The following is a 21,917-nucleotide window of genomic DNA, read 5'->3' as shown; positions in this document are numbered from 1 at the left end:
AGTTTGTCCGATCCCGGCAGCAGGCGGCGCGGCTTCATTCCGGAAGGCTCCGCACCCAATTCTCGGCCATCCAGTCTACGCAAGCGTCCAGAGCCTCGGCCAGCACCTCCGGGTCCTTGCGGCCGCTCTTGGCGGGCGCATGGAAGGAGTGGTCCGCGAATTCCACCAAGGTCAGGCTTGCGCCGGCGCCGAGCCCCGCGATGGTCTCGTTCAGCAGGTCCAGGCGGGCGAACTCGTCATTGGTTCCTTGCAGGAAGAGCATCGGGACCTTGATCTCCGACAGATGCGCGGCGCGCTCGACACCCGGCTTGCCGGGGGCGTGCAAGGGAAATGCGAAGAAGACCAGCCCTCGGACGCCGGGCAAAGCCAGTCCGGCCTGCGCCTGCGACGTCATCCGCCCCCCGAATGACCGACCGCCAGCAAACAGCGGCAGGCCCGCGGCCAGTTCACCCGCCTTGGCGACCGCGGCGCGGACGGCCTGATGGGCCAGAGCTGGGCTATCCGGGCGTTTCGAACCGCGCTCCATGTAGGGAAAGTTGTAGCGAAGGGTTGCGACGCCTCGCTCGGCCAGTCCCTCAGCGGTGGCGGCCATGGCCTTGTGGGCCATGCCAGCTCCTGCGCCGTGCGCCAGGACGAGCGCCGCGCGCGCGTTTTCGGGGCGGATCCAGAGGCCGGAGACGCTGCGCTCGGGGTCCAGGGGAATGACGACAGCTTCGATCATCACAGCCACTTCGAGCGCTTGAACCGGGCATATAGCACCAGGCAGATCGCCGTGATGGCGATCACCACCATCAGATAGCCGTAGCGCCACTTCAGTTCCGGCATGACCTCGAAGTTCATGCCGTAGATCCCGGCGATGGCTGTCGGCACCGCCAGGATCGCGGCCCAGGCCGCCAGTCGCCGGGTGATCGCACCCTGGCGCTGCTGCTCCATCAGGCTGCTGGCTTCGAACACCGACGATAGCACCTCGCGAAGCGTCTCGACCAACGAGGCGACGCGCCGCACGTGATCGTAGACGTCACGAAAATAAGGCCGAACATCCCAATCGATACAGGGCAATTCGTGGTGCTCGAGACGGCTGGCCACCTCCTCCATGGGGCCGAGCACCCGCTTGAAGCGCATCAGTTCGCGACGCAAAGCGAAGATCCGCAGGACCTCGGCGCGGCTCAGGAAGGAGTCGAGGGCGTAGCGCTCCATCTCGAGCACTTTCTCCTCGATCGCATCGACGATCGGAAAGTAGCCGTCAACGATGAAGTCGAGCACCGCGTGAAGGATGTAGTCGACGCCGTGCTTGAGCTGGGCCGGCGCCGCCTCCAGATGCTGGCGAAGTTCCAGATGGGCGCGCGCCGAGCCGTGGCGAACGGTGATGATGTGGCTCGGACCAACAAAGATGTCGGTTTCGCCGTAGCCGATCTTCTCTTCCTGCAGATGCGCGGTGCGGGCGACCACGAACAGTTGGTCGCCATAGACGTCGACCTTTGGCAGCTGGTCTGCCTTCAGCGCGTCCTCGACAGCAAGCGGGTGGAGGTTGAAGCGCCGCTTCAGGACGTCGAGCTCGGCCTCGCTCGGCTCGAGGAGTCCGATCCAGGCGAACTGGCCGGGCTGCAGCTCGAGGCTAGCGGGGTCCCCAAGGTCTATCTCCCGAACCCGCTGGCCCTCGCCATACACATAGGCGGCAATCACGCTCATCGGCTTCACCACGACCAACTGGAATCGGCGCCAGTGTGCGCCTCGTCCGCCGCCGCGGCCAAGCCGGCTAGCTCGCCAGCTCAGTCAGGGCCGGCGCCGCCTCGACGGCTTGCGCCGCCACATCGCCGACCACGATCAGGACGGGCCCGTCGAGATCGGCCGGCACGGTCTCAGCCAACCCGCCCAACACCCCCGTGAACAGCCGTGCCGCAGGGCGTCCGGCGTTTTCGACCGCCAGGATCGGCGTCGCCGCCGACCGGCCGGCCGCAATGAGCCGATCGCGGATCGCGCCAGCCGCGGCTCCGCCCATGTAGATCGCGAGGGTCGCTTCGGGATCGGCCGCCGCGCGCCAGTCCTCGGCCAGGCTGCCCTGGTCCAGTCGCGCCGTGGTCAGCACCACGCGACGGGCCTGGCCGCGATGGGTCAGCGGGAAGCCGAACTGCGCGGCCGCCGCCGCCGCCGCCGTCACGCCCGGAATGACCTGTGCCTCGATGCCGGCCGCCTTCAGCACGGCCATCTCCTCGCCTACCCTACCGAACACCGACGGATCGCCGCCCTTGAGACGAACGACGTCGAGCCCACGCCGGGCCAGCCGCACCATCAGCCGGTTGATCGTCGTCTGCGCCATGCTGGTGCGGCCTGCGCGCTTTCCGGTCTGGATCTTCAGACAACTGGCCGGAGCCAGGTCGAGGATCTCCTGCGGGACCAGGGCGTCGTAGAGCAGCGCCTGGGCCTCGGCCACAGCCCGGGCCGCGCGCACCGTCAGAAGGTCGGCGGCGCCGGGCCCCGCCCCGACCAGCAGAACACGTCCAGGGTCATGCGGCATGGCGCACCTTCTTGCTTTGGGTCTGGGCGATGATCCAGACGATCTCCGGCCGGCAGGAGCCGCAGGACGAACCGGCGCCCGTGGCCTCGCTGACTGCGTCGACCGATCCGGCCCCGGCCTCGATAGCGGCGCCGATCCTGTCGGCCCGCACGCCGCGGCAAGCGCAGACCAGCGGCGCGCTCTCTACGACGCGACCCGGAGCCCGCCCGATCAGCAAGGCGGTGCGGTCGAGCGCGCTCAGCGCGTCTTTGGCGAACAGTTCGGCCAGCCAGTCGCGCGGCGGCAGCGCGCCGCTCGTGGCCGTGAACAGCACGCGATCCAGCGCCTCGCCAGCCAGATAGGCCTCACGCAGGCTGCCGGCGGAGGCGTCCTCGAACCGCATCGGCTCGCCCCGCGCGCCCTTGCTCAGCGCCCGGCGCAGCGCCTCGCGCTCTGTCTCGTCGCCGCGCCCGGCGAACTCGTGCAACTGGCAGCCGTGCTGCGGGATGCGCCGCCAGACGAGGTCCAGCCCGGCCGGCGGCGACCAGCCGGCTCGGGCGATGAAGAAACCGCGCCAGGTCTCGCGATAAGGCCTCACCCGCGCCGGCGTGTGCTTGAACTCCGGCTGGCCCGACTTCGGATCCACCGCCGCGGCGACCAGCGGGTTGGCCCGGCCGCTCGGTGCGAAGGCCTGCGTCCAGTGCATCGGCATGAAGATCGATCCCTGTCGCTGGCGGTCGGTCAACTTGGTGAGCGTCACGGCCTCGCCCTGCATGGTCTGCACCCGAACCAAGGCGCGGTCGATCACACCCAGGCGCTCGGCGTCGGCTGGATGCATCTCGACATAGGGCTCTGGCGTGTGGCGGCAGAGGTCGGGGGCAAGCCCCGTCCGCGTCAGCGTGTGCCAGTGATCGCGCACCCGGCCGGTGTTGAGCGCCAGCGGGAACGACCGATCGGTCGCCTGCGCTGGCCCCCTGGCCTCGGTGACCACCATCCGCGCCCGGCCGTCCGCGGTCTGGAAGACGCCGTCCTCGAACAGCCGCGCCGTGCCGCCCGCCGCCGTCACCGGCCACTGCACGGGCTCCAGCGCCTCGTAGGCCTGAGGCGTCAGCCCCGCCAGCGGACCCAGCGCCAGCATCCGCCCCTGGTTCTCGTAGTTGGTCAGTCGCGCCCACTCGCGAAACACCTGGGCCGGTGAGCGCCAGTCGAAGGCCTCGCGCCAGCCCATCGCGCTGGCGACATCGGCGATGATCCGCCAGTCGGCGCGCGCCTCGCCCGGCGGGTCGAACAGCCGCCGCTGGCGCGAGATCCGCCGCTCCGAATTGGTGACCGTGCCGTCCTTTTCACCCCAGGCCAGGGCCGGCAGCTTCACGTGCGCGAAGTCCATTGTGTCGGTCTGCGCCATGCAGTCCGAGACCACCACGAACGGACACGCCGCCAGCGCCGCACGGACCTTGTCGGCGTTCGGCAGGCTGACCGCAGGGTTGGTCGCCATCACCCACAGCGCCTTGATCTTGCCGTCGGCGATGGCGTCGAACATGTCGATCGCCTTCAGGCCCGGGCGCGGCGCGACGTTCTGCGCGCCCCAGAACCGCGCCACACGGGCCCGCGAGACGTCGTCGAAGTCCATGTGGCCGGCCAGGGTCGTGGCCATGCCGCCAGTCTCGCGCCCACCCATGGCGTTGGGCTGGCCGGTGATCGAGAACGGACAGGCGCCCGGCTTGCCGATCCGGCCGGTGGCCAGGTGCACGTTGAGGATCGCGAGGCCCTTGGCGACGCCCTGGGCCGACTGGTTGGCCCCCATCGAGAACAGGCTGACTGTCCGCGGCGTCTGGGCGAACCAATCGAAGAACTGCTGCAGGTCCGCCAGCGGCACGCCGCAGTCGGCCGCCACCGCCGCCGGCGACTGATCGTCTGCCGACAGCGCCGCCTTCACCTCGGCGAAGCCAGCGACATGCGCGGCGATGTAGGCGCTGTCCAGCGCTCCGCGCCGGTCCAGCTCGGCCAGCAGGCCGTTCCACAGTCGCACATCTCTCTGCGGGGCCAGCGCCAGATGCAGGTCGGCGACCTCGGCGGTGTCAGTGCGGCGCGGGTCGATGACCACGTGGCGCTGCCCGCGGGTTCGAGCCTGCTCCATCCGCCGGAACAGCACCGGATGGGTCCAGGCCGCGTTGTGGCCTGAGAACACCACGAGGTCGGCCAGGTCGAGGTCCTCGTAGCAACCGGGCACCAGGTCGGCGCCGAACGCCTGCTTGTGCGCCACGACCGCCGAGGCCATGCAGAGCCGCGAGTTGGTGTCGATGTTGCCCGAGCCGATGAAGCCCTTCATCAGCTTGTTCGCGGCGTAGTAGTCCTCGGTCAGCAACTGGCCCGAGACGTAGAAGGCCACCGAGTCCTGGCCATGCCGGGCGATGGTCTCCTTGAAGCGCCGGGCGACCAGGGCGGTCGCCTCGTCCCAGCTCGCCGCACGCCGGCCGATCATCGGGCTCAGCAGTCGGCCCTCCAGTCCGACCGTCGCCCCCAACGCCGAGCCCTTGGAGCACAGCCGCCCGAAGTTCGAGGGATGCGCCGCGTCGCCGGCGACCTCCAACGCGCGACCTTCGGGTCGTCCGGCGACGCCGCAGCCGACGCCGCAATAGGGGCAAGCCGTGCGAACCGCGGCCCGGCTCATCGCCTCAGCTCCGTCCCAGCAGCAGACGGCCGTCGCGGACTTCGAGCGGCACGACCGGCGTACAGCCCTTGCCTCGGTCGGCCCCCATCGGCTCGCCGCTCGCCAGGTCGATCGACCAGTTGTGCAGCGGGCAGGCCACCGCGTGGCCGTGGACGATGCCTTGGCTCAGCGGCCCGCCCTTGTGCGGACAGGCGTCCTTCAGCGCAAACACCTTGCCGTCGCCGGTCCGGAAGATGGCGATATCGCCGCTCGGGGTCGGCACCCGCCGGGCGCCGCGCAGCGGGATGTCGGTCACCGCCCCGACATCGGTCCAGGCGATCGGATCTTTCACCAGCACGTTCATGACGGCGCGAACTCCATACGGCGGCTAAGCGGATTGAACTCTTCGGCGTGGCGGCCGGCGACGCGCTCGGCCCAGGGGTCGATGCGCGAGAAGCGCTGCGAGTACGAGAAGCGGTCGTAGAGCGCCTTGCGGGCCTCGGGATCCTCTACCTGGCCCTTGATGCTCTCCAGGCCGACCCGGGCCATCCACTTGTAGATCCGCTCCAGGTACCAGCCGTTCTCGCGGTAGAGCTGGGTGACGGCGCAGATGGTCCAGACCGCCTCGTCCTCGGTGGCGACCTTCGTCAGCACCTCGGTCCCCTGGATATGCAGGCCCGCCGCGCCGCCGACGTGGATCTCGTAGCCGCTGTCGACGCAGATCACCCCGATGTCCTTGCAGGTCGCCTCCGCGCAATTGCGCGGGCAGCCGGAGACGGCCAGCTTGACCTTGGCCGGCGCCCACGAGCCCCACATGAACTTCTCCAGCCGCACGCCCAGGCCGGTTGAGTCCTGGGTCCCGAACCGGCACCAGTCCGAGCCGACGCAGGTCTTCACGGTCCGCAGGCCCTTGGCGTAGGCGTGGCCGCTGACCATTCCAGCGGCGTTGAGGTCGGCCCAGACCGCCGGCAGGTCGTCCTTCTTGACGCCCAGCAGGTCGATGCGCTGGCCGCCGGTCACCTTCACCGCCGGGACCTCGAACTTCTCGACCACGTCGGCGATGGCGCGCAGTTCGGCGGCGCTAGTCATGCCGCCCCACATCCGCGGTACGACCGAATAGGTGCCGTCCTTCTGGATGTTGGCGTGGGCGCGCTCGTTGATGAACCGCGACTGCTTGTCGTCGCGATACTCGCCGGGCCAGGCGCACAGCAGGTAGTAATTCAAAGCCGGCCGGCACGAGGCGCAACCGTCGGGCGTGGCCCATTCCAGCCCCTGCATGGCGGCCGGGATCGACTTCAGACCCTCGGCGACGATGCGTCGGCGGACCTCATCGTGGCCCTTGGGTGTACAGCCGCACACCGGCTTGGGGCCCGTCTGCACCTGGAAGCCGTCGCCCAGCGTCAGTTTCAGCAGCTTTTCGACCAGCGGCGTACAGGAACCGCACGATGCCGAGGCCTTGGTGACAGCGCGGACCGAGTCCAGGGTCGAAAGCCCCTGAACTGTGATCGCGCCGGTGATCTCGCCCTTGCAGACGCCGTTGCAGCCGCAGACCTCGGCCTCGTCGGCCATGGCGGCAACGGCGGCGCTAGGGTCCAGGCCCCGAAGGCCCTCCGTCACGCTTTGGCCGAAGATCAGGGTCTCGCGAATGTCCGCGACCTCGGCCCCCGACTTCATCAGGTCGAAGTACCAGGGACCGTCCGCAGCGTCGCCGAACAGCACCGCCCCGGCGACCTTGCCGTTCTCGAGCACGACGCGCTTGTAGACCCCGCGCCCGGCGTCGCGGAACACGATGTCCTCGCACTCCGTCCCGCCGCCGAACTTGCCGGCCGAGAACACGTCGACGCCCGAGACCTTGAGCCGGGTCGAGAGCACCGAGCCCTCGTAGGCGCCCTCGCCCTGAGTCAGGGTCTGGCCCAGCGCCTTGCACATCTCCCAGATCGGCGCGACGAGGCCGTAGCATTGGCCCCTGTGCTCGGCGCACTCGCCCACGGCCAGGATCGCCGGGTCGGAGGTGCGCATGGCGTCGTCGACGACGATCCCGCGCCCGATCTCCAGGCCGGCCTCGCGACCGAGCGCGACGTTCGGACGGATGCCGACCGCCATCACCAGGATGTCGCACGGCAGCAGCCTGCCGTCCTTCAGCCTCAGGCCGGCGACCTTGCCGTCCTGGCCGACGATCTCCTCGGACTGGGCGCCGAGCACGGTGTCGACGCCGCGCTGGGCCATCGCCTCGACCAGCAGGAAGCCGGCGGAGGCGTCCAGTTGGCGCTCCATAAGCACGTCCATCAGGTGGATGACGGTGGCCGCCATGCCGCGGCGAACAAGGCCGTAGGCCGCCTCGATGCCGAGCAGCCCGCCGCCGATCACCACGGCCTTCGCGCCCGGCTTGGCGGCGGCCGCGACCATGGCCTCGACATCGTCCAGATCGCGGAAGGTGACCACGCCCTTGAGGTCCGAGCCCGGCAGCGGCAGCCGCACCGGGTCCGAACCCATGGCCAGCAGCAGCCGGTCATAGGGCTCGGCCAGACCCGAAGCGGTGCGAACCACCTTCGCCTCGCGGTCGATCTGCGTCACCGCGTGACCGGCGTGCAGGGCGATGCCGTTGTCGCGGTACCAGGCCTCGTCGTTGAGGACGATGTCCTCGAAGGCCTTCTCCCCCGCCAGCACCGGCGAGAGCATGATCCGGTCGTAGTTCACCCGCGGCTCGGCGCCGAAGATGGTGATCTCGTAGCGGTCAGGGTCGCGCTTGATCACTTCCTGCACCGCCCGGCAGCCGGCCATGCCGTTGCCGATGACGACGAGCTTTTCCTTGGGCATCGCAACGCTCCCGGTCACAGAGGAAATCAAAGGCGAAGCTGGGCGCCGGCGGCCTGGGCGCCCCAGGTCTGGCGCCAGCGCGCCTTGACCCCGGTCAGACAGGCCAGGGCCAGCAGGGCGAGCCCCGCGAACGCCAGCAGGCCGGACTGGTAGCTGCCGGTCGCCTGCTTGGCCCAGCCCAGGCTGGCGGCCAGGTAGAAGCCGCCGATCCCGCCGGTCATGCCGACCAGCCCGGTGACGACGCCGATCTCCTTGCCGAACCGCTGGGGGGCAAGCTGAAACACCGCGCCGTTGCCGGCGCCCAGCGCCATCATGCTGAACATCAGCACGCCGAGCGCGATGTAGGGATTGGCCGCCTCGAAGCTCGCCAGGGTCAGACCGACGGCGGCCAGCATGTAGACGGCCGTCAGGGTGCGGACCCCGCCGAAGCGGTCGGCCAGCGCTCCGCCGACCGGGCGGATGAACGAACCAGCGAACACACAGGCGGCGGTGAAGAAGCCGGCAGTGACCGCCGAGAGGCCGTATTCGGAGTTGAAGTAGATGGTCAGCGACGACGACAGGCCGACGAAGCCGCCGAAGGTCACGCCGTAGAGCAGCATCAGCCACCAGGCGTCGGCGGTGCGCAGCACGCCCAGATACTCCGACAGCTGCTTAGGCGGCGGGCGGTTCGGCGCATCCTTGGCGAAGATCAGATAGACCACGAAGGCGACCGCCAACGGCAGAACCGCCAGGCCGATGACGTTGGTCCAGCCGAAGGTCTGGGCCAGGCCCGGCGCAAACAGAGCGGCCAGTGCGGTCCCCGAGTTGCCCGCGCCGGCGATCCCGAGCGCCAGGCCCTGGTGCTCCGGCGGATACCAGCGCGAGGCGAGCGGCAGGGCGACGGCGAACGATGCGCCGGCGACGCCCAGCACCACGCCGAGCATCAGCACCTGATCGTAGCTCTTGATGCCTAGGAACCAGGCCAGGCCCAGGCCCGCCATCACGATGACCTGGCCGATCAGGCCGGTCTTCTTGGGACCGATGTGGTCGACCATCACGCCAGCGACCAGCCGCAGGATCGCCCCGGACAGGACCGGGATGGCGACCATCAGGCCCTTCTGGCCCGGATCGAGATGCAGGGTCTTGGAAATGGCGACGCCCAGCGGCCCCAGGATCACCCAGACCATGAAGCTGAGGTCGAAATAGAGGAACGCCGAGAGCAGGGTCGGCGTGTGGCCCGACTTGAGGAAAGAACGGCTCAGCATGGCTGATTGGCCCCGTGCAGGAATGGACGGAAGAGGCGGCGTCGCCGAAGGCGGAGGTCCGCCCGTCATCGGGCGGTTTCCAGGGGCCGCGAACGCCGTTGTCCTGAGGCCAAGACCAGGAGAACCCGGCCTGGCTGAGGCGTCATCTGCAAATCAGCGGTGAGTGGCGAGGTCTTTGCTGCAGCGCAAAATCTCGGCGCCGACCAGGGCGCGTGATTGGATTTTAGGCGTTCTGGCCGGCGCGGGCCGCTTCGTAGAGGTCGAGGCGGTAGACTTGCCCGGCCACCGACGAGGTCTCGGCGTCAGCGGCGACCTGTCCCCAGCGCGCCATCTGGCCGAGCAGCCAGGCGGCCTGGGCCGTACGGGGCGCATTAGCCCCGTCGCGGTGGAAGATCACGTCGTCCAGACTGGCGGCGATCGCCGCGCGTGGCGCGTCGACGTATGGGGCCCCGGCCAGCAGGCCCGACAGTTCGCCGCGATGCTCGGGGGCGTCGCACCAGGCCGCTGCGGTGATCAGCGCCCGCAAGAGCCGGGTCAGGACCTCGCCGTTCTCGTCGGCCCACTCCTGGGTCACGCCCAGCACCTTGTCGGGCGCCCGCCCCCAGAGCTGTGAAGCACGCACCGCGACCCGCCCAGCTCCCAACGCCACCGCGACGCTGCTCCAGGGTTCGCCGGCGCTGAAGCCTTCGATAATTCCGTCGGCCAGCAGTTCGGCCATGCGCGAGGGCGCGGCGACGGTCAGGCGGATGTCGTTGTCGGGATCGACGCCCGCCGCCGCCAGCCAGTCGCGCAGCAGATAGTTGTGCACCGAGTACGGATAGACGACCGCGAAGGTCAGCAGGCTCGCCCCTTCCTTGCGGCGTCGCGCGATCAGCTTGGCCAGCGCCATCGCCTCGCCGTTCTCCCCCGGCGCCGAGGTGAGCCGGGTCGACAGCGTCACCGCCGCCCCGTTCAGGTTCAGGGCCATCGGAGCGATCATCGGCGTGGGCTCGCTGCCCGCCCCCATCGTCGCGGCCAGCGCCAGCGGCGCCAGCATGTGGGCGCCGTCGAGCGCTCCGACGGCGACCTTGTCGCGGATCGTCGCCCACGACACCTCGCGGCTCAGCTCGACCTTCAGGCCCTCGGCCTCGAAGAATCCCCGCTCCTTGGCGACGACCAGCGGCGCGCTGTCGGTCAGGGGCACGAAGCCCAGCCTCAGGACCTCGCTGCGGCTCATGCGCCGTCTCCCTTCAGCACGCCCGCGAAGGCGAGCAGGTCCGCCGCCACCGCTCCTAGCGGTCGGCCGGTGTCCATGGAAAGCTTGCGAAGCAGCCGATAGGCCGCGTCTTCTTCCAGACCGCGCTCCTTCATCAGCAGCGCCTTGGCCCTCTCGACCGTCTTGCGCGAGGCCAGGTCGGCCTTGGCCCGCTCAAGGTCCTGCCGCAGCTGGCTCATCAACTGGAAACGGGTCATCGCCACCTCCAGGATTGCGCGGACCCGGCCGACCGCCAGGCCGTCGACGATGTAGGCGGCGACGCCCGCGCGAACCGCCTCCTCCGCCAAGCCCGGCTCCGAGCGGTCGACGAACATCACCACGGGCCGCGGATTGGCCAAGCTGGTCTCGCGCAGGCTCTCCAGCGTGTCGCGATCGGGGCTATCGGCGGCGACGACCACGACGTCCGGCCCGAAGCGCGCGACCTCCAATTCGTCAAATACCGAGGCCCGCCGAACCTCCAACGGTTCGACGCCGGCCAGGCCCTCGGCGACGAGGGCGGCCCGGGCAGGATCAGGATCGATGACAAGCACGCGCATGCCGCTCGACTAAGAGCGAGGCGCAGCCTTTGATCAGGGGGGGAGGTCCTTCTCGGCTGTTTGCAACGTTGAAACGCCCGACGATCGGTCAGCCGGCGCCCGGTTTCTCGGCAGAATCGTCCCGAGGGATGCACGCCAACAGCGCATTGCGCTCGTCCAGCGTGTTCGCGCCGCGGATTCGCGCCGCAACCTCGGCCGTACATGAGGGTCTCGCCAACCCTGCCCGTTCTGCAAGGCGCGCTAGGGGCCATCCGGCCTCAGCGTCAGCCGGCAGCGCCGAGAGGCTCAGCACCATCGGCAAGTGAAGGGTCTTGTAAGCCGCACCTCGCCCGTCAGCCCTCAGCAGCGGCGCGAGATCCGCCGCCTGCACGGTCGGGGCGTCGACCGCCAGGATCAGCGCTCTTGAGCAGCCTGCCTCCCGCAAGGCCTCCGCTCCGCGCAGCACGCCGCCCACCGGTCCGCCGAGCGCCGGTTCATCGCGGACATGCGGCAGGCCGTGCGATCGACCGCCAACGGTGACCACTGGGCTCGCCCCGACCGCGCGGGCCAACGCCGCGACACGCTCCACAGCCGCAATTCCTTCCCAGAGCTGCGTCGCCTTATCGACGCCCATTCGACTGGAGGCGCCGCCCGTCAGGATCATCGCCCCAAGCGTCGAGGTCATCTTACGCGGGGTTCTAGCCGCACTTGACCTCTTTCACGATGCCAGTCGCAGCATCGTAGAAGAAGTTCAGGCGCCGCTCGTTGAAGTCCATGGTGACCGGGCAGGTCGTGCAGGCCACGCGCTGAAGGTTCGGCTGCACCGGAACCGGGATCTCCGAACGGGGGCGGCCGACGTACTTCTGAGCGGCGTCCGCGCCGCAGTGATCGGGCTCCTTCGGCGGCGGCGGGGGGGCCGGCGCGGGCTTCGGCGGAGCGGGCGGCGGAACCGGCGGGCTGTCGGCGCAGGCCGCCAGCGCCATCAGGGCCGCGCCAAGGACGATGAGCTTCTTCATGCCTGTTTCTCCCATCCCCGCTCTTGTTGCTTCCAATAGACCGCGGGATGCCCCTTGGCCTTGATCGTCTTCCACTGACTGCGCGCCACCGCCAGCTGGGCGTCGTCGCGACCGTCGAACACGATCATGCATCGGGCGTATCCGGCAAGGTCTCCCGGATCGGCCCCATCGACGACGAACAGCACGTCGGCTTCGTTCGGATTATCCATCGCCAGGGTCAACAGGATCGGCTGGCGGGCCTTCTGCGGCTCGTCGTCGGTTCCGTGCGGCAGGAAGCTGTCATCGCGGTACGCCCACAGCCAGCCGTCCAGATGTTCGATGCGGTCTGGCTCCCGGGTGCGCACGATCGCCCTCCAGCCGCGTCCCAGCGTACGCTCGAGCAGGTCGGGCAGCACCTGATCCAGCCCGGAGCGCTCTAGGTGGTAGAACCATACCTCGCAGGGGGCTTCGCTCACGCGCCTGCCTTCAGTCCCAGGAGCCGCGTGAGGGCGAGCATGGCGTTGGCGACCTCCTTCGGGTGCGTGGCCATCGACAGGTGATGCAGGTCGCGCCGCAGGGTCGGCCATCCCAGCCGTCGCGCCTCGCCGGCCTCGCGCTCATATGCCTTCGAGAGGCGCAGGAAGCCCCAGCCGACGTCATTCGGCAAGTCCGTCTGCGGGGCGCTCTCCTCGAACCAAGCCAGCGGCGTGGGACAGAGTTCTCCTATGAACCGTTCGCGCAGCGCGCCTTCCGGCAGCAGGCTCTCCAGCGCGCCGGGGGGAAACCACTGGTCCCACGCCGGTACTATGCCGTCTTCGGCTTTGGCCTTGAGGCTCGCCACCAGCCCATCGCTCGCCGTTTCGAACCAGCAGCGGCCAGGATGCGGCGGGATGGCGTCGACATAGAGCACGCCGCGGATCTGCCTCTTGCCCGCCGCGACGACCGAAGGCGCGAGGCCGCCGGCCGCCGAATGCACGGCCAACACGAACGGGCCGCCCTGGCTCAGGACCTGGGCTGCGACGGCGCGCGCGGCGCTCTCGTAGTGAGGCGCGGCCAGGGCCGCCATCGGAGGGATCACCGGGCGCGTGGCTTCGATCCCGCGTGCGGCCAATTCGGCCGCGACAGGCCCCCAGGCCGCTGCGCCCGTCAACGGGCTGTGAAGCAGGATGAATCGCATCGGCGTGTTCTAGCCCAGAAGCGAGCTGTTCCGAGCCGAAAGGTCGGCGGAGGGAGCATCTCCCCTCCGCCGCGTGGGCCTCAGCCCTCGTACTTGTCCTGGACCATCCGGTTCAGCAGCCGCACGCCGAAGCCGGTCGCGCCGTCCGGGATGGTCGGCACGGTCGAGGGCTTCTTCCAGGCGGTGGAGGCGATATCCAGGTGCGCCCAGGGCACGTTGTTCACGAAACGCTGGATGAACAGCGCCGCGGTGATCGAACCGCCCGGCCGGCCGCCGGTGTTCTTCATGTCGGCGATCATCGAGTCGATGTTCTTGTCGTACTGAGCCGGCAGCGGCATGCGCCACAGCGGCTCGCCCTCGGCGCCCGAAGCCGCCAGCAGGTTGGCCGACAATTCGTCGTTGTTCGAGAACAGGCCGGCGTAGTCATTGCCGAGGCTGATGATGATGGCGCCGGTCAGGGTGGCGAGGTCGACCATGAACTTCGGCTTGAAGCGGTCCTGGCAGTACCAGATGGCGTCGGCCAGCACGAGGCGGCCTTCTGCATCGGTGTTGATGATCTCGATGGTCTGGCCCGACATCGAGGTGACCACGTCGCCCGGACGCTGGGCGTTTCCGTCCGGCATGTTCTCGACCAGCCCGAGGATGCCGATGGCGTTGACCTTGGCCTTGCGGCCGGCCAGCACGTGCATGAGGCCGGCGACGGCGCCGGCGCCGCCCATGTCCCACTTCATGTCTTCCATGCCGTCGGCCGGCTTGATCGAGATGCCGCCGGTGTCGAAGCAGACGCCCTTGCCGACGAACGCAATCGGCTGGGCCGACTTATCGGCCGCGCCGTACCACTTGATCACCGCCAGTTGGCTCTCGCGGGTGCTGCCCTGCCCCACGCCAAGCAGACTGCCCATGCCGAGCTTCTCCATCTCGGCCTCGCCGAGAATCTCGACCTCGAGGCCGAGGCTCTCCAGCGCCTTCACCCGGCGCGCGAACTCGGCCGGATAGAGGACGTTCGGCGGCTCGGAGACCAGATCGCGCGAGAAGGCCACCGCGTCGGCCAGCGCCGCGAGCGGGGCGAAGGCCGCGAGCGCCTTGTCGGCGTCGTCGGCGACGATCTGGGTCTTCGTGATCGACGGCTTCTTGTCCGCCGGTTCCTTCGTTCGGTAGCGATCGAAGCGGTAGGAGGCCAGGCGAACGCCCAGGCCCGCATGGGCAGCCGAGCCGCCGGCAGGGAGTTCGACGCGCAGCGTCGTCAGACCCGAGGTCTTTACGGCGTTATAGGCGCTGGCGGCGGCGTGCTCGGCCCCGACGTCGTCGAAGCCGTCCTTCTTGCCCGCGCCCACCAGCAGGATCCGGCTGGCCGCTCCCGCGGCGCCCAGCACGTCCAGGACCTGCCCCTTGGCGCCGGTGAAGCGCTGAGCGGTCGCCGCACGCGCCAGCGCACCGCCGGCCTGAGCGTCGGCTTGGCCGGCCGGGCCGTCCAGCACCGCGCCTTCGAACACCACCAAGGCCAGGGCGCTCTTATCAGCAGGCGCCGCGCCAGCCGCGATGAACTCGATCTCCATCAGTCTCGAACTCCGAAAAGAATTTGGGTCCGCGCCCATCTGGCTCGCAAGCTTGGCCGTTCTTGCGGCGGTTGTGTGACGCGGCGACGCATGATTTAGAGCAGGTTCACGTCCAGGGCGCGCAAAATCCCCGGCGAACCCCACTTTTCTGCCCATGCTGCTGATCGACCGTTATCTGCTCCGCCAGCTCCTCGGACCGACCGTGCTCGCCACGGCCGCGCTGGCGGCCGTCGCCTTGCTCTCGCAGAGCCTGTCGGCGCTGGACCTCATCGTCGGGCAGCGGCAGAGCGCCCTCGTCTTCGCCAAGGTGACGCTGCTGGCCATGCCCCAGCTGGTCAACATGGTCCTGCCGATCGCGGTGTTCGTCGCCGCCCTGGTGTCGTTGAACCGGTTACACACTGAGCAGGAGATCGTGGTCTGCTTCGCCGGGGGGATGAGCCGCTGGCGGGTGATCGCGCCGGGCCTGCGGTTGGCCTCTATGATCACGCTGCTGGCTCTGGTGATGAACCTCTGGGTTCAGCCGCTGGCTGCGCGCGAGATGCGGGAAACGCTGTTCGAGGTGCGTACGGATCTCGCCTCGACCTTGATCCGCGAGGGCGAGTTCACCAATCCGGCCCCAGGTCTGACGGTCTACGCCCAGTCGGTCGACGCGACAGGGTTGATCCACAACCTCTTCATTCACCAGGAGAAGGACGGCGGCGGCGCCACCACCTACACCGCCGAGGAAGGACGCATCGAGAAGCGCAACGGCAAGCCGGTGCTGGCCATGCATCGCGGCTCGATGCAGGAATTCGACAAGGCGGACGTCCTCAACTACCTGACCTTTGACGACTATCCTTACGAACTCGCGCCGTTCATGCGCAGCGACGAGCTGATTCACTTCAAGCCTTCGGACCGCTACCTGCACGAGTTGCTGTTCCCCGACCTGACGCAGGATTGGGAGAAGCGAAACCGGCTGAAGCTGCTGGCCGAGGGCCACAACCGCATCGCCAGTCCGCTCTACAACATCGCGCTGATGGCGCTGGCCTTCACCGCGATCATCGGCGGCGGCTTCAGCCGCATGGGCTATGGGCGGCGCATCGCGATCATCAGCGCGGTGGCGGTGGGCTTTAGGATCCTCGGGTTCGTGGTCCAGGCCGCGTCAGAGGAAGCCGCCTGGCTGAACGTGCTGCAGTACCTCGTGCCAGTCGCCGCGACCTATGTCGGATTGCGGGGAATCTTCCGCGAAAAAGTTTCTCGTTTCATAGATATGCGCCTGAAACCTCACCGAATCAGCCGCCACGGGGAGGCCGCCGCATGATCGGCGCCGGCAAGCTCGAGCGCTATGTGATGGGCCGCACCCTGGCCGGCGTCGGCGCGGCGCTGGCGGTGATTTCGGCGGTGATCATCCTCGTTTCGTTCGTGAACCTCTCGCGCGAGGTCGCCGTGCGCGCCGACGTCGGCGTCGCCCAGTTGTTCGGCCTGACCCTGCTGCAGGCCCCGTCGGTCGTGCTGCTGCTGCTGCCGTTCGTGTTCCTATTCGGCGGCATCGCCGCCTATGTCGGCCTCAACCGACGCTCCGAGTTGGTCGCCATGCGTGCGGCCGGCGTATCGGCCTGGCGCTTCATCCTGCCGTCGGCGGCGGTGGCGTTTCTGATCGGCGTCGCCGTCGTGCTGGTGTTCAACCCGCTCGCCGCGACCTTCAGCGCCAGGTACGAATCCGACCGCGCGAACCTGATGGAGAATTACCTGACCGACGCACCCAAGGAGGTGTGGCTGCGCCAGGGCGACGAGCGGACGCAGATGGTCATCCACGCCAAGCAGCGCGACACAGAGCAGGGCCGCGTGCGACTGCGCTCGGTCTCGGTCTTCGTCTATCAGAAGGACAGCGCCGGGCGGCCTGAGTTCAAGCGCCGCCTGGAAGCGGCCGAGGCGCAGCTCTATCCCGGCTACTGGAAGCTCTGGGATGTGCGCGAGGCCAGCGCGGGCGAAAGCTCGGTGCGCTCCGACTCCCTGTCGATCCGCTCGACCCTCGACGCAGAGTCGGCCATGGAGCGCTACGCCGCGCCGCAGTCCGTCGCCTTTTGGCGGCTGCCCGACGCTATCCGACTGACGGAAGCGGCTGGGTTCTCCGGCAACGGCTATCGCCTGCGCTTCCAACAGTTGCTGGCCACGCCGGTGCTGTTCGCGGCCATGTCGATCCTCGCTGCGGCGTTCTCGCTGCGCCTGGCCCGGCTGGGCGGATTGGCGGGCCTCGCCGGGGCCGGCGTCGGCCTAGGATTCATCGTTTTTTTCTTCAACGAGTTCTCCGGGGCGCTCGCCGGCGCCGACATCATCCCGCTGTTCGCGGCCGCCTGGGCGCCGCCTTTGGTGGCGTTGCTGTCAGGCCTTGCGCTGCTCTGCTACACCGAAGACGGTTGAATCGCCGGACTGACCGGCTATGCATCACGCTTCAGGGTCCGCGCGAGGGGAGTTCATGAGTCTCGGCAGGCGTTCAGCCTCAGCCAAGCGCGGCCTGCTTGCGGGCGTGGCGCTGATGGTGTTCTGCGGCGCGGCCCAGGCGCAGGAGGCCGCGCGGGCGGCCCCGGCCTCGCCCGATGGTCTCGCGCCCGGTCAGCTCTATATGGAAGCCGACCTGGTCATTCGCGACGACAAGAACAAGATCACCACGGCCAAGGGCGAGGTCGAGGTCCGCTACCAGGGCCGCACGCTGCACGCCCAGGAACTGATCTACGACGAGGCCAAAGGCCTTATCCGCGCCCGGGGCGACACCTCGATCATCAACGCCGACGGCTCGGTGCAGTACGCCGACGAGATCGTGCTCGACGACGAGATGAAGGCCGGGGTCGCGACCGGGTTCTCGTCACGCCTGCAGCAGAACGTGAAGATGGCGGCCGCCAGCGCCGTCCACCGTTCCGACACCGTCAATGAGCTAAACCGCGCGATCTACACTCCGTGCGATATCTGCGCCCCGGACACCAAGACCGCCAAGTCGCCGACCTGGTCGATCAAGGCCGACAAGGTCGTCCAGGATAAGCAGCGCCAGCTCGTATACTACCGGAACGCCGTCATTCAGGTGAAAGGCGTGCCGCTGATCTACCTGCCGATCTTCTGGCACCCGGATCCGCAGGCGCAGCGCAAGTCTGGCCTGCTACCCCCGGAGATCTCGTTCTCGGACCGCCGCGGCGCCTCCTACGAGCAGCCATACCTGTTCGTGCTCTCGCCCTCTGCAGATTTGACGCTAAGCCCTCAGATCAACACGAAAGTTAACCCGCTGCTCAACGGCAAGCTACGCAAGCGGTTCTATTCCGGCGGGCTCGAGGCGCGGTTCGGCTACACCTACGACGACGACATCGCCGCGCCTCAGGGCCAGAGCGGCGACGAGACCTCGCACAGCTACATCCTTGCGTCGGGCGCCTTCGCCATTAACGAGAAGTGGCGCTGGGGTTTCACGGCGGAGCGCACGTCCGACGACCTGCTGTTCGACAAGTACGACATCGGCGGCGTCTATGAGGCGCGCGGCCCTTACGTCGCCGACGACCGCCGCCTGATCAGTCAGGTCTATACGATCCGCGAGGACCAGCGGTCCTACTTCTCGGCAGCGGCCTTCACCATCCAAGGCCTGCGCCCGGACGACAACGACCGCACCTTCCCGATCGTCGCGCCGCTCATTGAATCGCGCTGGGAAGCCGAACCGGCAGTCCTGGGCGGCCGGCTGCGGGTGCGCGCCAGCGCCGTCGCTCTGACCCGCGACCAGTCGCCGCTGAACGCGCCGCCTCTGAGGCTCGAGGGGCTCGATAGCCGCCGCGCCACCGGCGAAGTCGATTGGCGCACGACTTTCGTCTCCAAAGGCGGCGTGGTCGTCTCGCCCTACGTTCAGGCGCGGATCGACGCTTATTCGATCGACGACAACCTGCAGGGCGTTTTGTCGAACGGTTCGCGCTCGGACAGTCTCATGCGCGGCCTCGGCGTCGCCGGGGCTGACTTGAGCTATCCTTTCTTCAAGCGTTACAACAACTTCACGGCGGTTCTTGAGCCTATTGCTCAGGTCGCTCTGTCGCCCAACGTCAAGCAGGTCGTCCTCGGCTATGACACGACGGGCGCGCCGATCTATCTGAACGAGGACGGCCTCGCCTTCGAGTTCGACGAAACCAATCTCTTCCGGCCGAACAAGTTCCCCGGCTATGACCTCTACGAGGACGGCATCAGGGCCAATGTCGGCGGCCGGGCCTCGATCCTCTGGGATGACGGCCGCCGGGCCAGCCTGCTGATCGGCCGCTCGCTGCGCACCGAGGATAACGACGTGTTCTCCCAGGCCAGCGGCCTGCGCACGAAGTCGTCGGACTGGATCGTCGCGGCTTCGGCCGAGCCGCTTCGTGGCCTCTCCCTTTTCACCCGCGCCCGCCTTGATTCCGAGGATTTCGACCTCGCGCGCGCCGAGGCTGGGGCCAACGTGAACTCTAAGTGGGGCTTCGGTTACGTTCGCTATCTTCGCGACCGGTCCAGCCCGATCGCGACGAACACGAACGGCCGCGTCGAGAATCTGGACCTGGGCGGCGAGGTCTATGTCTCCAAGAACTGGTCGTTCACCGCCTACGGCAACCGCGATCTGCAGGCTGACGCCTGGGTGGTTCGAGACATCGGCGTCGCATATCGCGACGAATGCCTGCGGCTTGACGTCTACTATCGGCGCGAAGACGCCATCGGCAATCGACTGGGCGCGACGGAGTCTGTCGGGTTCCGCCTAACCCTCGCCACATTGGGCGAACCGATATATGGCAACTGACAACCGCGGCCGCCCCGAGGCGCCGCCCGCTACGGCTACGCTAAGGAAGACCTCATCCATGATCCGCGCGCGTAAAGTCACGGGCCTTGCGGCGCGCGGCGTCGCCTTGGCCGCCGCCTTCGCCGCCGCGGCCGTGCCGCAATACGCCTTCGCACAGGCCCCCGCCGCGGCTCCGGCCGCAGCCGCGCCCGCCGCGCCCGCCGCGCCGCGCGGGCTGTCGGAATCGGTCGCCGCGGTCGTCAACGACGACATCATCTCGACCTACGATCTGGCCCAGAGGATGCGTTTGCTGATCGCCACCTCGGGCATCCAGCCGACCCAGCAGAACATCGCCCAGTTCCAGCGCGAGGCCCTGGTCTCGCTGGTCGACGAGCGTCTCCAGATTCAGGAGCTGCGTCGCCAGGAGAGGGAACAGAAGATCTCGCTTATCGCCGACTCCGCCGAGATCGACGAAGAGCTGACCGACATGGCGCGCAACAACAACATGTCGCTCCAGCAGTTCACGACCTCGCTCGCCGGCCAGGGGATCGGAATCGACACCCTGCGCGAGCAGGTCCAGGCCCAGATCAGCTGGCAGCGCTGGATTCGCGGACGCTACGGCTCGCGCCTGCGGGTCGGCGAAGATCAGGTCAAGGCGGTCCAGCAGCGCATGGCCGCGGCTGCGTCCAAGCCGCAGTACCAGATCAGCGAAGTGTTCATCGACGCCAACCGCGTCGGCGGCATGGAGACGGCCGTCAACGGCGCTACACAGCTGATTTCCCAGATGCAGCAAGGCGCGCCCTTCCCGGCCGTCGCCCGGCAGTTCTCGGCCTCGGCCACCGCAGCCAACGGCGGCGACGCCGGTTGGGTCAGCGCAGGCGAAATGGCGCCGGAGATCGACGCGGCGCTCGATCAAATGCGGCCCGGCCAACTGTCGCAGCCGATCCCGGTCCGCGACGGCGTCTACATTATCTTCCTGCGCGACAAGCGTTCGGGATCGACGGCTTCCGTGGTCCATCTGAAGCAGGCCGCAGTGGCGCTGCCGCAAAGCGCCACCGAGGCCCAGATCGCGGCCGCCACCGCCACGCTTGAAACCGTGCGCAGCCAGGTCACGAGTTGCAACGACATCGAGGCCAAGGCTGGCCGGGTAAACGGAGTCGTCGCCGGCGATCTCGGCGAGACCGAGATCAAGGACCTGGCTCCGGCGTTCCGCCAAGCGGTCGAAAACCTGGAAGCCGGCCAGATCTCGGGACCGATCCGCACCAACGCCGGCCTGCACATCCTGGCGGTCTGCGGCAAGCGCGCGGGCGGGGCAGAGAGCCTGACCGCCGAGCAGATCGAAAGTCGCCTCTATGGCCAGCAACTCAGCATGATCGCGCGCCGGTACATGCGTGACCTCCGGACGTCGGCGACGATCGAGACCCGGTGACCCCGCCCGATCAGCCGCCGCTCGCCCTCACCCTCGGCGATCCCGCCGGGGTCGGCCCCGAAATCGTGGTCAAGGCTTGGGCTCAGCTGCGCCATGAAGGGCCGTCCTTCATGGTGGTGGGCGACGCCCAGTCGGTGGCCTCGGCGTCCGGCGCCAGCATGCGCACCGTACGCCGGGTGACGACGCCGAAGGAGGCTGTCGCAGTCTTCGGCGAGGCGCTGCCTGTGCTCGACATCCCGCTGCGCAGCCCGGTGATCGCCGGCCAGCCGTCGTCGACGGCGGCGTCGGCGATCATCCGCTGGATCGAAACCGCGGTCGGGCTGGCCCTTTCGGGGGCAGTCAGCGGCGTAGTCACCGCCCCTATCGCCAAGGCGCCGCTCTACGCCGCCGGCTTCGGCTTCCCCGGTCACACCGAGTTCCTCGGAGAGCTCACGGCTGGCGCCGCCCATGAGGGCGCCCGCGGCCCGATCATGATGCTGGCCGTGCCCGGCCTGCGCACGGCCCTGGTCACGGTCCACGAGCCGATTTCCAGGGTCGGCGCGCTACTCAACATCGAGGCGATCGTGAACGCCGGGCTCGTCACCGCCCAAGCCCTGCGCCGCGACTTCGGGATCGCTGAGCCCCGGCTCGCGGTCGCAGGCCTCAACCCGCATGCCGGCGAAGACGGAACCATCGGCCGCGAAGATGTCGAGATCATAGCCCCCGCCGTCGAGGCGCTGCGGGCCCAAGGCGTCGCCGCCAGCGGACCGACCCCCGCCGACAGCCTCTTCCACGAGGCCGCCCGCGCCCGCTTCGATGCGGCCGTCTGCATGTATCACGACCAGGCGCTGATCCCGGTGAAGATGCTGGACTTCTGGGGTGGGGTGAACGTCACGCTGGGCCTGCCGATCGTCCGCACCTCGCCCGACCACGGCACGGCGTTCGACATCGCCGGCCGCGGCCTGGCGCGCCCGGACAGCCTGATCGCCGCCATCCGCATGGCCGCCGAGATCGCCGCCAATCGCGCCGCCTGAGTTCGGCGCGCCGGCGATCGGTTCCGTC

Annotated in this window: 19 protein-coding genes; 5 read left to right on the top strand and 14 right to left on the bottom strand. The window is 68.7% G+C overall.

The genetic code is table 11. The features are described from left to right. Window positions 1-34 precede the first annotated feature (34 nt). The 14 genes from GGQ61_RS03300 to GGQ61_RS03235 form a co-directional block, all read right to left on the bottom strand. A complete protein-coding gene (locus GGQ61_RS03300; protein ID WP_183769878.1) occupies window positions 35-721 on the bottom strand; it encodes an alpha/beta hydrolase family protein in 687 nt (228 codons plus the stop codon). Continuing rightward, the gene (gene corA, locus GGQ61_RS03295) at window positions 721-1,689 is read right to left on the bottom strand and encodes a magnesium/cobalt transporter CorA (RefSeq protein WP_183769877.1); all 969 of its coding nucleotides are present in this window, start codon (window positions 1,687-1,689) and stop codon (window positions 721-723) included. Before corA ends, GGQ61_RS03300 begins: the two co-directional genes overlap by 1 nt. Window positions 1,690-1,756: 67 nt before the next feature. After that, window positions 1,757-2,515: a uroporphyrinogen-III C-methyltransferase gene (gene cobA, locus GGQ61_RS03290; RefSeq protein WP_183769876.1), complete on the bottom strand. Its 759-nt coding sequence runs from the start codon at window positions 2,513-2,515 to the stop codon at window positions 1,757-1,759. After that, on the bottom strand, window positions 2,505-5,165 hold the full coding sequence (locus tag GGQ61_RS03285) for a nitrate reductase (RefSeq protein ID WP_183769875.1): 2,661 nt from the start codon (window positions 5,163-5,165) through the stop codon (window positions 2,505-2,507). Before GGQ61_RS03285 ends, cobA begins: the two co-directional genes overlap by 11 nt. Before the next feature lie 4 nt (window positions 5,166-5,169). Beyond that, window positions 5,170-5,508, bottom strand: a complete 339-nt coding sequence (gene nirD / locus GGQ61_RS03280; RefSeq protein WP_183769874.1) for a nitrite reductase small subunit NirD — start codon at window positions 5,506-5,508, stop codon at window positions 5,170-5,172. Beyond that, on the bottom strand, window positions 5,505-7,961 hold the full coding sequence (gene nirB, locus GGQ61_RS03275; RefSeq protein ID WP_183769873.1) for a nitrite reductase large subunit NirB: 2,457 nt from the start codon (window positions 7,959-7,961) through the stop codon (window positions 5,505-5,507). The genes nirD and nirB overlap by 4 nt, the downstream gene beginning before the upstream one ends. A gap of 26 nt (window positions 7,962-7,987) precedes the next feature. Further along, window positions 7,988-9,205, bottom strand: a complete 1,218-nt coding sequence (locus GGQ61_RS03270; protein WP_183769872.1) for a nitrate/nitrite transporter — start codon at window positions 9,203-9,205, stop codon at window positions 7,988-7,990. 223 nt (window positions 9,206-9,428) lie between these two features. Beyond that, the gene (locus GGQ61_RS03265; RefSeq protein WP_183769871.1) at window positions 9,429-10,421 is read right to left on the bottom strand and encodes a CmpA/NrtA family ABC transporter substrate-binding protein; all 993 of its coding nucleotides are present in this window, start codon (window positions 10,419-10,421) and stop codon (window positions 9,429-9,431) included. Then, window positions 10,418-10,996 (bottom strand): ANTAR domain-containing response regulator, encoded by a 579-nt coding sequence (locus GGQ61_RS03260; protein WP_183769870.1) that lies wholly within the window; start codon window positions 10,994-10,996, stop codon window positions 10,418-10,420. The genes GGQ61_RS03265 and GGQ61_RS03260 overlap by 4 nt, the downstream gene beginning before the upstream one ends. Before the next feature lie 88 nt (window positions 10,997-11,084). Further along, window positions 11,085-11,660, bottom strand: coding sequence for a molybdenum cofactor guanylyltransferase (gene mobA / locus GGQ61_RS03255; protein ID WP_183769869.1), 576 nt, complete (start codon window positions 11,658-11,660; stop codon window positions 11,085-11,087). A gap of 13 nt (window positions 11,661-11,673) precedes the next feature. After that, complete coding sequence (locus tag GGQ61_RS03250) at window positions 11,674-11,991, bottom strand: peptidase inhibitor I78 (protein ID WP_183769868.1); 318 nt, start codon at window positions 11,989-11,991, stop codon at window positions 11,674-11,676. Beyond that, window positions 11,988-12,446: a DNA polymerase III subunit chi gene (locus GGQ61_RS03245; protein ID WP_183769867.1), complete on the bottom strand. Its 459-nt coding sequence runs from the start codon at window positions 12,444-12,446 to the stop codon at window positions 11,988-11,990. Before GGQ61_RS03245 ends, GGQ61_RS03250 begins: the two co-directional genes overlap by 4 nt. Beyond that, window positions 12,443-13,147 carry an alpha/beta hydrolase gene (locus GGQ61_RS03240; protein ID WP_183769866.1) on the bottom strand — a complete coding sequence of 235 codons (705 nt, stop codon included), beginning with the start codon at window positions 13,145-13,147 and terminating at the stop codon, window positions 12,443-12,445. Before GGQ61_RS03240 ends, GGQ61_RS03245 begins: the two co-directional genes overlap by 4 nt. An 80-nt stretch (window positions 13,148-13,227) precedes the next feature. Further along, entirely contained in the window at window positions 13,228-14,703 is a 1,476-nt protein-coding gene (locus GGQ61_RS03235; RefSeq protein ID WP_183769865.1) for a leucyl aminopeptidase, read from the bottom strand. 154 nt (window positions 14,704-14,857) lie between these two features. Here GGQ61_RS03235 and lptF point away from each other — a divergent pair, with 154 nt between their 5' ends. From lptF to pdxA, 5 genes are read left to right on the top strand one after another with little or no spacing between them, the layout of a single operon-like run. After that, window positions 14,858-16,003, top strand: coding sequence for an LPS export ABC transporter permease LptF (gene lptF, locus GGQ61_RS03230; protein ID WP_183769864.1), 1,146 nt, complete (start codon window positions 14,858-14,860; stop codon window positions 16,001-16,003). Next, window positions 16,000-17,103 carry an LptF/LptG family permease gene (locus GGQ61_RS03225; RefSeq protein ID WP_183769863.1) on the top strand — a complete coding sequence of 368 codons (1,104 nt, stop codon included), beginning with the start codon at window positions 16,000-16,002 and terminating at the stop codon, window positions 17,101-17,103. The genes lptF and GGQ61_RS03225 overlap by 4 nt, the downstream gene beginning before the upstream one ends. A 55-nt stretch (window positions 17,104-17,158) precedes the next feature. Beyond that, window positions 17,159-19,468 carry an LPS-assembly protein LptD gene (locus GGQ61_RS03220; RefSeq protein WP_183769862.1) on the top strand — a complete coding sequence of 770 codons (2,310 nt, stop codon included), beginning with the start codon at window positions 17,159-17,161 and terminating at the stop codon, window positions 19,466-19,468. 58 nt (window positions 19,469-19,526) lie between these two features. Further along, the gene (locus GGQ61_RS03215; RefSeq protein ID WP_246370431.1) at window positions 19,527-20,876 is read left to right on the top strand and encodes a peptidylprolyl isomerase; all 1,350 of its coding nucleotides are present in this window, start codon (window positions 19,527-19,529) and stop codon (window positions 20,874-20,876) included. Beyond that, complete coding sequence (pdxA, locus tag GGQ61_RS03210) at window positions 20,873-21,889, top strand: 4-hydroxythreonine-4-phosphate dehydrogenase PdxA (protein WP_183769860.1); 1,017 nt, start codon at window positions 20,873-20,875, stop codon at window positions 21,887-21,889. The genes GGQ61_RS03215 and pdxA overlap by 4 nt, the downstream gene beginning before the upstream one ends. The last annotated feature ends 28 nt before the right edge of the window (window positions 21,890-21,917 follow it).

The sequence above is a fragment of the Phenylobacterium haematophilum genome (assembly GCF_014196295.1).
GTDB classification, from domain to species: domain Bacteria; phylum Pseudomonadota; class Alphaproteobacteria; order Caulobacterales; family Caulobacteraceae; genus Phenylobacterium; species Phenylobacterium haematophilum.
Note: the sequence above shows the minus strand (reverse complement) of the source record. Positions and strands in the feature narration are given on the sequence as shown.